Annotated in this window: 12 protein-coding genes; 4 read left to right on the forward strand and 8 right to left on the reverse strand. The window is 69.7% G+C overall.

The annotated features are described in order from the left end of the window. Position 1: 1 nt before the first annotated feature. From VFA06_RS08610 to VFA06_RS08620, 3 genes are all read right to left on the reverse strand, one after another. Complete coding sequence (locus tag VFA06_RS08610) at positions 2 to 895, reverse strand: MerR family DNA-binding transcriptional regulator (RefSeq protein WP_324839914.1); 894 nt, start codon at positions 893 to 895, stop codon at positions 2 to 4. A 143-nt stretch (positions 896 to 1,038) separates the two neighbouring features. Then, positions 1,039 to 1,881 (reverse strand): alpha/beta hydrolase, encoded by an 843-nt coding sequence (locus VFA06_RS08615; RefSeq protein WP_324839915.1) that lies wholly within the window; start codon positions 1,879 to 1,881, stop codon positions 1,039 to 1,041. A 168-nt stretch (positions 1,882 to 2,049) separates the two neighbouring features. Beyond that, positions 2,050 to 2,622, reverse strand: a complete 573-nt coding sequence (locus VFA06_RS08620) for a TetR/AcrR family transcriptional regulator (protein WP_324839916.1) — start codon at positions 2,620 to 2,622, stop codon at positions 2,050 to 2,052. A 122-nt stretch (positions 2,623 to 2,744) separates the two neighbouring features. Here VFA06_RS08620 and VFA06_RS08625 point away from each other — a divergent pair, with 122 nt between their 5' ends. Continuing rightward, positions 2,745 to 3,797, forward strand: a complete 1,053-nt coding sequence (locus VFA06_RS08625) for an aldo/keto reductase (RefSeq protein ID WP_324839917.1) — start codon at positions 2,745 to 2,747, stop codon at positions 3,795 to 3,797. A gap of 14 nt (positions 3,798 to 3,811) precedes the next feature. Here the strand turns inward: VFA06_RS08625 and VFA06_RS08630 are convergent, their stop codons facing one another. After that, a complete protein-coding gene (locus VFA06_RS08630; protein ID WP_324839918.1) occupies positions 3,812 to 4,117 on the reverse strand; it encodes a hypothetical protein in 306 nt (101 codons plus the stop codon). 317 nt (positions 4,118 to 4,434) lie between these two features. Here VFA06_RS08630 and VFA06_RS08635 point away from each other — a divergent pair, with 317 nt between their 5' ends. Then, complete coding sequence (locus VFA06_RS08635) at positions 4,435 to 5,454, forward strand: alcohol dehydrogenase catalytic domain-containing protein (protein WP_324839919.1); 1,020 nt, start codon at positions 4,435 to 4,437, stop codon at positions 5,452 to 5,454. Between the two features lie 162 nt (positions 5,455 to 5,616). Here VFA06_RS08635 and VFA06_RS08640 read toward each other — a convergent pair whose 3' ends face one another. Both VFA06_RS08640 and VFA06_RS08645 read right to left on the reverse strand, forming a co-directional pair. Continuing rightward, on the reverse strand, positions 5,617 to 6,342 hold the full coding sequence (locus VFA06_RS08640; protein WP_324839920.1) for a GNAT family N-acetyltransferase: 726 nt from the start codon (positions 6,340 to 6,342) through the stop codon (positions 5,617 to 5,619). Between the two features lie 130 nt (positions 6,343 to 6,472). Further along, complete coding sequence (locus VFA06_RS08645) at positions 6,473 to 7,234, reverse strand: class I SAM-dependent methyltransferase (RefSeq protein WP_324839924.1); 762 nt, start codon at positions 7,232 to 7,234, stop codon at positions 6,473 to 6,475. Between the two features lie 149 nt (positions 7,235 to 7,383). On the opposite strand from VFA06_RS08645, the gene VFA06_RS08650 reads away from it, so the two are divergent. Then, positions 7,384 to 9,126 (forward strand): ABC transporter ATP-binding protein, encoded by a 1,743-nt coding sequence (locus tag VFA06_RS08650; RefSeq protein WP_324839921.1) that lies wholly within the window; start codon positions 7,384 to 7,386, stop codon positions 9,124 to 9,126. Positions 9,127 to 9,134: 8 nt separating this feature from the next. Beyond that, entirely contained in the window at positions 9,135 to 10,865 is a 1,731-nt protein-coding gene (locus VFA06_RS08655; RefSeq protein WP_349260117.1) for an ABC transporter ATP-binding protein, read from the forward strand. A 99-nt stretch (positions 10,866 to 10,964) separates the two neighbouring features. Here VFA06_RS08655 and VFA06_RS08660 read toward each other — a convergent pair whose 3' ends face one another. Together VFA06_RS08660 and VFA06_RS08665 are read right to left on the reverse strand one after the other, a co-directional pair. Then, entirely contained in the window at positions 10,965 to 11,780 is an 816-nt protein-coding gene (locus tag VFA06_RS08660; protein WP_324839922.1) for a hypothetical protein, read from the reverse strand. 368 nt (positions 11,781 to 12,148) lie between these two features. After that, the gene (locus tag VFA06_RS08665) at positions 12,149 to 12,973 is read right to left on the reverse strand and encodes a hypothetical protein (protein ID WP_324839923.1); all 825 of its coding nucleotides are present in this window, start codon (positions 12,971 to 12,973) and stop codon (positions 12,149 to 12,151) included. Between the last annotated feature and the right edge of the window lie 395 nt (positions 12,974 to 13,368).

Consider the following 13,368-nt stretch of genomic DNA (forward strand, 5'->3'; position numbering starts at 1 on the left):
GTCACCAGTAGCGGGGCTGGCCGGGAATGGTTTCCAGGTCTGCATAGACCAGATCGCGGTCTTCGTCCTCGGTGATGTCCTCGGCCGCCGCGAGGGCCTGGTCGGTGGCGGCGCGGGCCTGCTCGGCGTCGCCGGCGACCGCGTGCGCACGGGCGAGGGCCTCGTAGGCGAAGGCAAGGTCCCAGTCGCCGATCTTGTTCTCGGTGCACAGATCCAGGACCCGGCGCGCGTGGTGCAGCGCCGGCTCCGCGCGGCCGAGCACGGCGTACACGCGGGAGACCTGCCACTCGCCGCGGGCCAGATGAGCGGGGGTCGCGGTGGGCACCTGGCCCCAGTGGTACCGGGACGCGTGAGCCATGTGGATCATGCGGTCGTCGTCCTCGCGGGTGCGCTGCTCCATCTCGAGCAGCCGCCAGGTCTCGTTGAACAGCTGGGCCGCCAGCATCCGCTCGTCGGTGACGGTTCCGGTGCCCGGCGAGCTCTGCGCGGTGGCCGGGGCGGAGGGTGCTGTCTGCTCGGTCATGGCGGGTTCGATTCCTTCCTTAAGCAGGTGGTCGATGCGGTGCAGCGCCCCGCGCAGACGCGTGACGCGAGCGTCCAGGTGGCGCCGGTGCTCGGTGAGCAGAAGGTCGAGAGTCGCGCTGTCGCCCTGCTTCCACGCGGCCACGCTGGCGCGCACCCGCTCCAGTGGCAGTTCCAGGGATCGCAAGAGTCCGACGAGCGCCGCCTCGGCGACCTGGTCAGGGTGGTAGCGGCGGTATCCGCTGGCCGCGTCCACGGCCGCCGGGCGCAGCAGCCCGATGCGGTCGTAATGCCGCAGCGCCTTCGCACTCAGGCCGCTGCGCCGGGCCATGCGCCCGATCGTCAGCAGTTCGTCCGCCGGATCTTCCCTCATGCCGGTCACGCTACGACCTTGCCCCGCGGCAAGCTCAAGGCGAAACGCACCGCGGCGCGGCCACTCGACGGTTGTGGCCGTTCTGCGGTCACTGCCTGCACGCGGACCGCGAGATCGACACTGTGATTAGTCCAGGAATGGGATTAGTCCAGGAATGGGCGGACGGCGGCGGCGAATCCAGCAGCGTCGTCGACCCAAGGGAAATGCGCGGCTGTCTCGAGCACCGCGGCACTCGCATGGGGAAGCAGCGCTGCGGCTTGGCGCACCATCGCGGGGGTGACCATCGAGTCCAGCTTTCCCGCGAGCAGCAGGACCGGTGCGGTCAGATTCTTCAGCGCCGCCTGGGTGGCCGTCGGGTCGAGGACGAGGCCCGCGCCGTAACCCTCCCGGGCCGCCTGGTAGCGCTCGGCGACCCCGACGCTCGCGTGCTCGCGGGCTGCGGCGTCCCAGCGTCGGTAGAACAGCGGCCGGGACGCGTCGAAGGTCTCCCTCGACAGCTCTCCGCCCAGAATCCGGTCCAGTGCGGCCCGCGCATCCGGGTACCAAGGCTCGCCCGACAACCGTTCGAGCACGAGGTCGAACTGCTCCTCGCTGGGGTACACGCCGAGCGCGGCGAGGCCGGGGGTGACCAGGATCAGCCTGGAGAGACGTTCCGGGTACGCGGCCGCGTACAGCGTCGCGAGGATGCCGGCGGCGGAGTGCGCGAGCAGGTCCATCTGCTCCACGCCGAGATGGCGCCGGAGCGCCTCGACGTCCTCGACCAGCCGGTCGGCGCGCAGCGTCGCCGGATCCACGGGATCGGCCGACAGCCCGACGCCCCGCGGATCGAGCAGGACAAGACGCCGCTGCGCATCCAGGCCGCCGAGGTCACCGAGGTACTCCCCCGCCCGGCCCGGACCGCCCGGAAGGCAGACCAGTGGTGGTCCGCTGCCCAGCACGCGATAGCCGAGCCGAGTTCCGTCGTAGGACGTGAAGCTGTACGTCATCTCAGCCTTCCGATCGGAACGTATACCTCCACAACGGCCCGCTTTGCCGCGAGGTTCGTACCGTTCACGATGCCCCAAAGTTGAATACGACGGCGGGTTACAGAACTGCGACGTCGAGAACTGCGGTGTCGAGAAGCACAGGTCGCAGACCCGCACGTCGTAGCTGCGTCAGGGACGCAGGCCGGTGATCGCCATCTCCATCAGCCGTTCGGCTTGAGCGGTCCCGGCCGCGTCGGTGCCGACCCGCCACAGGAAGCTCATCAGCATCAGTACATCGTCCGGGTCGAGGTCAGGGCGCAGGCTGCCGTCGTCGGCACAAGCACGCAGCAGTTGACCGACCGCGCCGACGATCGGCGCATAGACCTGGTTGACCACGGCCTGCGCCGCCGCGGTGTGCAGTGCGTCGCCCAAGCCGTGTTTGATCCGCACGTAGGCGGCGAGCGTGTGAAACCAGCGGCGGAAGGCCTGCAGCGGCGGGTGCTCAGCGAGCAGCTTTGGCACCTCATCGGCCACGCGGAAAACTTCCTGCTGGTAGACCGCGAGGATCAGCGCTTCGCGGGTGGGGAAATGCCGGTAGAGCGTGCCCGGCCCGACTCCCGCCCGCTTCGCGATCGTGTTGAGCGAGACGGCCCCGTCCTCAGCGAAGGCGTCGCGCGCCACCCGCAGGATGTGCTCGCGGTTCTTGAGCGCGTCGGCGCGGGTCGACTCGCCGTGCGGCCGAGCCCGGTCCGTCTCGGCCATGGCGTTCCCCTTTTCCGTCGGTAGCAAGCTGGAGCGTAGCCGGATTGCTAACCGGAGAACTCTCCGCTAAGGTCCAGAGGAAGCGGAGAACTCTCCGAATAACTCCGACTCTAGGAGCTCCCGTGCAGTACATCAAGCTGGGCCGCACCGGCCTTGACGTCTCTCCGATCGCGATCGGCGCGATGACCTACGGCGATCCGCAGCGCGGCCACCCGGCCTGGTCGCTCGGCGAGGAGGAGTCCCGCGTGCTGATCAAGCACGCCGTGGAGGCCGGGATCAACTTCTTCGACACCGCGAACCTGTACTCGTTCGGTTCGAGCGAGGAGATCCTGGGCCGGGCGCTGAGGGACTTCGCGAACCGCGACGACGTCGTGATCGCGACCAAGCTGCGCCACCCGATGCGCAGCGGCCCCAACAGCGCGGGCCTCTCGCGCAAGGCGATCATGACCGAGGTCGAGCACAGCCTGCGCCGCCTCGGCACCGACTACATCGACCTCTACCAGATCCACCGCAACGACCCGGCCACGCCCCTCGAAGAGACGCTCGAGGCCCTCAACGACCTCGTCAGGGCCGGAAAGGTGCGCTACCTGGGCGCCTCGTCGATGAAGGCCTGGCAGTTCGCCAAGGCCCTGCACCTGCAGCGGCGCAACGGCTGGGCGCGGTTCGTCTCGATGCAGAACCACTACAACCTGCTCGCCCGGGAAGAAGAGCGCGAAATGATCCCGCTGTGCCTCGACGAGGGGGTCGGCACAATCGTGTGGAGCCCGCTGGCGCGCGGCCGGCTCGCCCGCTCGTGGGACCAGGCGAAGGCGACGTCCCGGTCGGAGACCGACGGCTGGTACGCCGACCTGCTCTACAGCCCGCTGACCGAGACGGCCGACCGCGCGACGATCGACGCTGTGGGCCGCGTCGCGGAGGAACACGGCGTCAAGCGCGCGCAAATCGCTCTGGCGTGGCTGCGCTCCAAGCCGGTCGTGGTCGCGCCTTTGGTCGGAGCCAACACGACTCAGCAGATTGACGACGCGGTCGCCTCGCTCGAGATCGAGCTGACCGACGCGGACATCTCCGCGCTCGAAGCGCACTACACGCCGCGCTACGACTTCCAGGGCATCTCCGACGAGCGCGAATTGCAGGCGATCCGCGCCCGCGTCGCGCAGATGATGCCGCCCAACTGAGCTTGCTTGTTCTCTTACCTCCCTGGCTCTAGCGGAAGTCCCTCAGGGTGCGACGCGACGTGATGGCCGCGCTGTGCCTGAGCGAACCGGACACGTTCGCGCGCCTGCTCGACGGTGTAGTCGATCCGTTTGCGTGCGGCGTGCTGGACTGCGAGCGTGATCAGGCGATCGGCGCCGGCGTCGTCCTCGAGGAAGGCCCCGTACATGGCTGCCAATTCCAGGCGCGGCACGACGTTCCAGGGTTGGAGCTGAAGCCGCTTGAACTCGTTGTCCGCTTGCATGCCCCGTTCGAGGAATGACATGGCGTTGGCCTCGACCATGGCGTACAAGACCTGCGGCGTCGTGCAAATCTGCAGCAGCTGACGTAGTCCAAAGGCGATGGTCTTTAGTGCGATCTCCTCCTACGCTAGGTCGCTGTCAGCACCGGTGAGTTCGAAGTGTCCGCGTCGGTCGCTTCGAATGGCGCTTCCGCTCCCGCGCACGACCCACGTCTGAGCCCGCGACGAGACGGTGGTCAGCCCGGGGATACCGAGATCGAACAACACGCCGAAGCAGTAGCTCCCGGGGCGGGCGGATACGGTACGACGCGGCGCGCACGGGTATGCCCTCACCATCCCGACCGGATAGGAGAGCCCTGATGCCTCTAGTTCGCAGCGTGCTCGTGGACGCACCGTCAAGCAGCCTTCGGCTCGGCGAGCGCGAGCTGCCGGAGCCGGGACCTGGCGAGGTGGGCGTCACGGTCGAGGCTTGCGGGATCTGTCACAGCGACAACGCGTTCGTCGCGGGGCTCATGCCGGATCTGACCTTCCCGGTCACCCCAGGCCACGAAATCGCCGGACGCATCAACGCGCTCGGGGCCGGAGTGCGCGGGTGGCAGGTCGGGGACAGGGTCGCGGTCGGATGGTTCGGCGGGTACTGCACCCTTTGCACAGCCTGCCGCCGCGGCGACTTCGTACACTGCGAATACGCGCAGACCCCGGGCCGGTCCTATCCCGGCGGATACGCGCACGCCGTGGTGGTGCCCGCGACCGGCCTGGCCCGCATCCCGGACGGCATGAGCGCGGTCCAGGCGGCGCCGATGGCCTGCGCGGGCGTCACGGTCTTCGGCGCGCTGCGCGCCGGCGGGGCCCGGCCCGGCGACGTGGTTGCGGTAGTGGGTCTCGGCGGGCTCGGCCACCTGGCCGTGCAGTTCGCGGCCAAATCAGGCTTCGACACCGTGGCGATCGCCCGCGGCCCTGGCAAGGCCGAGTTCGCGACCAGGCTGGGGGCGCGACGCTACCTTGACTCGACTGACCAGGACGTCGCCGCCGAACTGCGCCGGATCGGCGGCGCGAAGCTGGTGCTGGCCACCGCCGCCGACTCGGCCGCCATGGCCCGCGCCGTCGACGGCCTCGCACCCAACGGCCGGCTCGCGGTCGTCGGCATCTCCTTCGAGCCGATGCAGATCAGTCCCCTGCAACTGATCACCCCGGCCCGCACCGTCTACGGCCACCCCGCCGGCGCACCCATCGACGTCGAGGACACCATGGCCTTCGCCGCGCTCACCGGCGTGACCGCCATGGTCGAGGAGATGCCCCTGGAAGAGGTCGAGCAGGCTTTCCAGCGGATGATCGCCAACGAGGCGCGCTTTCGCATCGTCCTTACAACCGGCGCGTAGGGTGCGACACGGCTTCAACTCGCGGCCCGCTCCTGTTGAGCGTCAACTTGGAGTGGTACGCGCGAGTGTTGGCTGAGGTAGGGCCTAGACATGGTTCACGTGGGCGGATGAAGCCGTCACAGGAGTTGCACGGTTCCATGCGACCGCGCCCGGGTGCCGTGCTCAGGTGCCTGGGGATTCGGAAGAAGCCGCTTCCCACGTTCCGAAGTGCGTCAAACCCGCCGCCTCGGCCACTGCGCGGGACGCGTGGTTGTCCAGCCGGCACCGGTACTGGGGTTCGAACCCCTGCTGCGCGGCAAACCTACACAGGGCCCGGACGACGGCGCGGGCGCGACCGCGTCGACGGTATTCGGGCAGCGTCAGGACGCCGACGTCCGCGATGCGCGCGTCGCCCCACGGGTACACGCTCGCTGCCGTAACCAGGCGGCCGTGTGCGAAGGCGCCGAAGACCGCCCAGTGGTCCAATTCGACGTAAGCCTCATCGAGCTCCTGCTGCGGGGCCTCGGACTGGAACCGGGCGAACAGCTCCGCGTCGGCGTCCGAGAGCTGCCGGACGTCGGGGTGCGGCTCATCGGCCAGCAGGGCGTCCAGATCGGCGCGGGAGAAGTAGAACAGGTTGTCCGGCGCGTGAAATGCGACGCCGGCGTTACTCAAGGCGCGCCGCAGCTCCGCCTCGTTTCGCGGCCGCAGCTTAGGCAGTCCCAATGCGTTTGCGACCGAGGGCGTCAGCACCGCCCTCAACACTCCGTCCGCAGTGTGCAGCAGCATGGCCGGGCGATCCGCGCTCAGATCCGCATTGACCGAGACGGTGAAGGTCGCGTCGTGGGCAGCGGGGTGTTCGCTCGCGAAGGTCTCGAGCCAATAGTCGGTGACGATCGGCGAGAACACGCCGCCTGTTCCTCGCACGGCTCGGTCGGCTCCCACGTGCGGAAGTCTCCAGACCTCCGCATCCACGGTCAACCAAATTTACGAGCGGCCTTGGCCGTTGTTCTCCACCACGGATCGGCGCCGCGCTGGTTCAGCGACTCAGCCGGGCCTTCCAGATCTCGTCACTGGGCCATTGGTGCGCCCAGGCGGCGGAGACCTCCGGATAGTCGTGGGGCGCCGGCTCGGGGGCCTGGAGCTCGATCAGATCGTCGACGATGAAACCGCACGAACGCAGCAGCCGCAGCATCTCACCATGCGCGATGGTGAACTCCACGCTCATGTCGTCCCCGTGTCCGCGCATCCCGAACTGCGCACGCAACAGGGTCGGGTCGGCCTGCCCGTCCGCCGGGCTGCACAGCGCGAACAGCGGCGAGCGTCTGACAAAGGCCAGCCGGCCGCCCGGCCTGAGCACCCGCGCGGCGTGCGGGATCCACCGATGTGGGTCGCACCACAGCGAGGCGCCGAATTCGCTGATCGCGAAGTCGAAGGTCGCATCGCGCAGCGGCAGGCGCTCCGCGTCGGCGAGCACGAGCGGGAAGTCGATGCCGAACTCTCGCTGCATCGAGCGCGCGGTGGCCAACTGCTCACGCGAGATGTCGACCCCGACAGGTCGCGCACCGGCGCGGGCCAGGCGCGCGCTCACGTACGCGGTCCCGCAGCCGAGCTCGACCGCGTCCATTCCGGCGATATCGTCGGGGAGCAGTCTCACCTGCGACTCCGGGACGTTCCACAGGCCCCAGGTCGGTTCGGTCCGGCGCCAGTGGTCGCGGGCAAGCGGCCCGTGCCAAGTCGACGCCCGATCATCCCAATGCCGCCGGTTCAACGCCACATGGTCGGACCCGCCCTCTGCCATAGCCACGGCGCCATTAGACCCGTGCGGTACATCCCAGCCAACTGATTATCGACACCTCCCAGGCCGGAACCCACCGCCCTGAGCGGCCCGCGACGGCGTAAGGGCACGCCGAGCGCAGTGCGCACGCCGCTGGTCGATAAGGTCGCGGCATGGTCGATCACGACGCTGCACGCATCGCTGACCGATTCGCCGACGCACGCCCGCGGGATCTGCGCGGCCCGCTGCGTTTCCTGCTCTGGCTGATCGCCGGGCAGAAGTGGCGGGTCGTGCGGGCGTCGTTGATCGGAAGCGCATGGATGGTCGGTTTGGCCGCCCCGCCGTACCTGCTCTCCCGGGCGATCGACAAGGGTCTGCGATCGGGGAACACCGGGGCGCTGGTGGCGTGGGTCGTGGCGCTGGTGGCCGTCTGCGTGGCGAACGCGGCGTTGGGCGGGTTACGGCACGCCACCATGACGAAGATCCGCACATATTCCGCCTATCAGATCGGCCTCTCGGCCGTGCGCCACTCGACGCGGCTGGGGGCCGCGCTGGGTCCGAAGTCCTCATCCGGTGAGCTGGTCGCGATCGGGCTGCGCGATGTCCAGAACATCTCCACGGCGCTGACCGTCACCGGTCCCGGGGTCGGGTCGGTGGTGGCTTACGTGGTGGTCGCGGTGCTGCTGTTCGTCATCTCCCCGCTGCTCGCCGCCGTCGTGTTGGCGGGTGTGCCCGTGCTCGCCGTGACGATCGGACCGGTGCTGCACCGCACGCACGGCGCGATGGCGCCGTACCGGGAGCAAAACAGAGCTCTCATTAACCAGCTAATCGACATCGTCACCGGCCTGCGCGTGCTCAGCGGCCTCGGCGGCAAGCAGACCTTCCTCAGCCGTTACCGGGAGGACTCTCAAACGCTGGTCCGCCTGGGCTACCGCGTCGGCGCGGCGTCGAGCTGGACCGGAGCGCTGGGCTCGGGTCTTCCCACGCTGTTCCTCGCGGCGGTCACGTGGCTCGCCGCGCGGATGACTGACGAGGGGTCGATCACGGTCGGGCAGCTGATCGCCGTCTATGGCTACGTCGCGATGCTGGTGGTGCCGGTCTCCTTCTTCATCGAGGGCGCACAGCAGCTGACCGCGGCGACGGTCGCCGCGCGCCGGGTGATCCGATTCCTGGCGCTGGAACCCGACCACGGCGCCGGCGCGCGCGAGCCGGACCCGCAACCCGGGGTCCTGTGCGATCCGGCCTCCGGGGTCGAGGTACCGCCTGGCGTGTTCGTCGCGCTGGTCAGCGCCAGGCCCGCGGAGTGCGTCGAAGTCCTCGAACGCCTCGCCCGCTTCACCGCATCCGATGTCACCTGGAGCGGGGTGCGCTTGGACGAGGTGGCGATCGAGGAGATCCGTTCACGCATCCTGCTCGCCGAGAATGACGCCGCCCTGTTCGCCGGGACGGTGCGCGAGGCGGTGGCCGGGCGGCACGAGGCGCGGGAGCCGGCGCTCGGCGACGCGGTCAGGGCGGCGGTGGCGAGCGACATCGTCGACGCGCTGCCCGACGGCCTCGACTCGGCGCTCGATCCGCAGGCCCGCAACCTCTCCGGCGGCCAGCGGCAGCGGCTGCGTCTCGCCCGCGCGCTGTACGCACAACCCGAGGTGCTGCTGATGGCCGAGCCGACCTCCGCCGTGGACGCGCATACCGAGGCCGTCATGGCGGCGCGGCTGCGCGACGCGAGACGGGGGCTGACGACCGTGGTCACCACGTCCTCTCCGCTTGTGCTCGACAAGGCCGATCTCGTGGTGCACCTGGTCGGCGGGCGCGTGGCCTCCGCCGGCTCGCATCATGAGCTCTGGCTGTCGGATCCGGCCTACCGCGCGACGGTTTCGCGCGCTACTGCGACACGGGACGAGGAGGCCGCGCAGTGAACCGCCAAATGCCCGTCGCCGACCTCACGCAAGTTAGGGCTGCGCTGCGCCAAGACGTGCGGGCTGATCGCCGCGCCTTCGCCGGAATGCTTGTCCTGAATGCGCTCGCCGCGCTCGTGGCTCTGGTCGGTCCGGCCTACCTTGGCCGGATCGTCGATGCGGTCACAGGCCCACATCCGTCGATTTCCGCAGTGGATCGGTACGCGCTCGTCATCGTCGTGTTCGCAATCGCGCAGATTCTTCTGTCGCGCTGGGCGCTGCTTGTCGGCGCACGGTTCGGAGAACGTACCTCCGCCCGTATTCGGGAACGTATGGTCGAGCGCGTACTCGCCTTGCCGGCCTTCGTGGTCGAGCACGCGACGACCGGCGATCTGGTCTCGCGCGGGACCAGCGATGCCGGGATGGTCGCGGCGACCCTGCGCGACGCCGCGCCGATCGTCTTGGTCTCGGCGGTGCAGGTGCTGCTCATCGCCGGCGCGGTGCTGGTCCTCAGTCCGCTGCTGGGGATCTGCGCACTCGCGTGCCTGGCCGGCGACGTGTTCGTGCTGCGCTGGTATCTGCGCCGCTCCCGGCCCGCGTTTCTGGAGCAGAGCGTCGCGGGCGCGGCGATCACCGACGTCCTGGAGAGCACGGCGAGCGGCGCGCGCACCGTGGAGGCGCTGGGGCTGCAGCGGCGCCGGATCGAGGCGGCCGAGACCGCGTTCGCCGCGTCCATCAAGGCCCAGATGCGCTCGCTGCGGCTGCGCCTGGTCCTGTTCCCGACGGTCGACGGCTCCTACGTGCTGCCGCTGGCCGGAATCCTGCTGATCGGCGGCGCCCTGTACCGGCACGGCGAGATTCCGCTCGGTTCGGTCGTCGCTTCCGCCATCTATATGCGGCAGCTGATCGGACCGCTGGACACCATCCTGCTCTGGGTGCAGACGCTGCAGAACGCGGCCGTCTCGTACGCGCGGGTCGAGGGTCTGGCCGCCGCGCCGCAGGCCCCGGCCCCGACCCTCGAGATCCCGCAGGGTGACCGCATCGAGGCCGCCGACGTCCGCTTCGCCTACACCGCCGAGCACGGCGACGTGCTGCGCGGAGTGAACCTGGTGGTGCAGCCGGGAGAGCGGTTGGCGATCGTCGGCGCGTCGGGCGCGGGCAAGTCGACGCTCGGCCGTCTGCTGGCCGGCATCGACCGCCCCCATCAGGGCTCTGTCACCGTCGGCGGCGTCCCGATCGCGGACCTGCCGCCCGAGCACCTGCGCCGCCAGGTGGTGCTGGTGACCCAAGAACACCACGTCTTCAACGACACACTGCACGGAAACCTGACGCTGGCCAAGCCGACGGCCACGGACGAGGAAGTACTGGCCGCACTGGCCGCCGTCGACGCGGGATGGATCGATGCGTTGCCGGACGGCCTGGACACGACGGTCGCCGGGAGCGGCCACCGTCTCGGCGGCGCCCAGGCCCAGCAGGTCGCGCTCGCGCGCGTCGTGCTGGCCGACCCGCACACGGTGATCCTCGACGAGGCGACCGCCCTGCTCGACCCGGCCACCGCGCGCAAAGCCGAACAGGCGCTCGCGGCGGTGCTGGAAGGCCGCACCGTCATCGCGATCGCGCACCGTTTGCAGACCGCGCACGACGCCGACCGGGTCGCGGTGATGGACGCCGGGTTGGTCACCGAGCTCGGCACGCACGAGGAACTGGTGGCGTTAGGCGGAACGTACGCCGGCCTGTGGCGTTCCTGGCATGGTGATTGACCGTCCCAGCGACAGTGACCGACTAAGTTGCATCGCCCCGCACCCGGATGGGACGCGGGGCGATACCGGACGCCGACGAGGGACTGGCTCTTCGGGCTCTTAGCGCACGCCCGCGCTCTCGGGCTCCAGAAGCGTCTCCGGTTGCTGCACGTCCGCGCCGGTGACCGCGAGGTAGGTGACCATGCCGAGGATCAGCGCGCCGAGAACCAGCACCACCGGACCGTCGCCGAAGCCCATGCCGCTCGTGCTCTTGGACTTGCCCAAGCCGTCGGCCAGTGAGGCGCCGAGCGGGCGGGTGACCACGTAGGCGGCCCAGAACGAGAAGATCGCATTCCAGCGTAGGAAGCGGTAGCCGAGCGCGGGGATCAGGATCAGCCCGGCGAAGAGCGCGGCGGACGGGAAGTAGCCCAGGTGCAGGTTGTACGCCGTGAAGTCGCCCAGCGCGGTGCCCATGGCGAAGGTCGCCACGACCGCGGCCCAGTAGAACGCCTCGCGCCGCGGGGTGTCGACGCTGTGGATCGACAGGGTCCGCTCCGTCCTGCGCCAGCTGAAGAAAACCGCCGCGAGCATGACCGCGTAAAGCGTCGAGGAGACCGGGTAGGGCACGCCGAGCGCGACGTGCAGCACGTCCGCGGCCATCGTGCCGAACACGCCGACCATGACCACCGCGAACCAGTACGTCCACGCGCGGTATCTGGCCGCGCGGAACTGCAGGATCAGGGCGAGGACGAAGCCGGCGAAGCCGAGCACGACGGCCAGCTCCGGCGCCATCGCGTTGACGAGATAGTCGGAGGTCGACTCGCCCATCGCCGTCGACAGGCCCTTGATAATCCAGAAGGCGGCCGTGATCTCGGGCACCCGCAGCGCGCCCGGAGTGGTCAGCCAGGCGCTGGAGCGTCTCGCCGGGGCGGTCACGCGCTCACCCGCTGCCCGCCATGGGCGTGCGCCGCCCGCCCGGATGTCGTTCTGTCGTCTCGCACGGTTTCTCCTCGTGGGCCGGTCGGCTGCGGTGGTCGGCAATTCCAGCGACGCATGATGACGTCGACCAGTTCCTGAAGGTTTGCAAGCCGGCAGCGCGGACCGCGGCGGCACGCGCGCCTCAAGATCTCAGCACCCTGTTCCAGCGCTGCGCGCGATCAGGCTCCCCTCCGACGATGCCGCATCTACATTACTGTAAAAGCGCTGTAGCTAGGCAAGAAGCGGCCGGGGTAGGAACCGTGTTCAGTTGAGCTCAGTGCACTGCGACCGCGATCCACGCCATACCGGTCTATCCCGTGCTCGAGTCATGTTTCCGCGGTAGCTGCGGCGGCAAGTGCGCCGTTGGGCCGCTGGGGTCGGCCGGTGTGCCGGTCCACCGGAGCGGGCAGCGGCGCGGGAGGGTTGCGGCGCAACCGGCGGGTCTGGAATGCGACCAACGCGACCAGCACGAGGGCGAGCGCCGCTGATCCCCAGGCGGTGCCCCACCCGAGCCCGCCCGCGCCGACCGGTTTGGTCAGCGCGTCGCCGCCGGCCGCGCCGAGGGGACGGGTCAGCACGAACGCGGGCCAGAACAGCACGGTCGCGTTCGCGGCGGTCAGGTAGTGCGCGCCTGCCAGCAGCAACAGCAGCGCCGCGATCAGTAGGAATGCGCCTCGGAAGCCGAGGCCGGTGTCGTCGGCCAGCCAGTCGCCGCTCGAGGTGCCCAGCGTGTTGGAGACCAGGATCGCGATCCAGTACAGGATCTCGCCCTGCCTGCTGGCGATCGCCTCCACGTCGTAGGTCTGCCCGGTGCGCCACCAGACCAGAAATACGGTCAGCAGCGCCGCGGTCAGGATCAGCGCGCCTGTCGCGTATCCGACGCCGTGCTGCGCGCTGCCGTGGCCGAAGCCGCGGTTGAGCAGGTCCGAGATCTCGGTACCGACCAGGCTGGTGCCCAGGACGGCTGCCCAGTACAGAGCCGGATGCAGGCGCGCCGCACGCACCTGCGCCGTCGCCGCTACCAGCAGGAAAGCGAGGAACACGCCCGCCGTGGCGAAGTAGCCGAGCCGCGCGGTGATGCCCAGCAGATCGCCGAGCGTCTCCCCCAGCGTCACCGCGATCGTCTTGACCAGCCAGAACAATGCGGTCACCGCGGGGAGCTTGCGCAGCACGTACCGGACGCCGCCTGTCTCGACGCTCGAAATCGCCCTCGCAGTCACCGCGCTGACCCCGTTCGTTCGCGTGCCGATTGCTGCGCCGCGGCCACACGCAACTGGCGGCCAGAAGGCGGAGCGCCCGTCGGCGGACCAGCGGCCGGCGCCCGCGCGCCATCGTGCCAAGAAGACGTCGCGCAGCACCCGACGACTCAGCGATCGATGTCGATCTTCACCCGAACGAGTTGGATCCGCGCGGCTATCCGCGGTTCAGCGGCGCGGCGGCCAGCCTCGATACTTGACGATCCGGCGGGCCAGCACGGCCAAGATGACGCCGTCGCGGGACGCGCGCGCCCGCATGCGCTCTAGCGCGTCGCCCGGGCTGATTGCTT

This window comes from Actinocrinis sp. (assembly GCF_035653575.1).
Taxonomy (GTDB): Bacteria; Actinomycetota; Actinomycetes; order Streptomycetales; family Catenulisporaceae; genus Actinocrinis.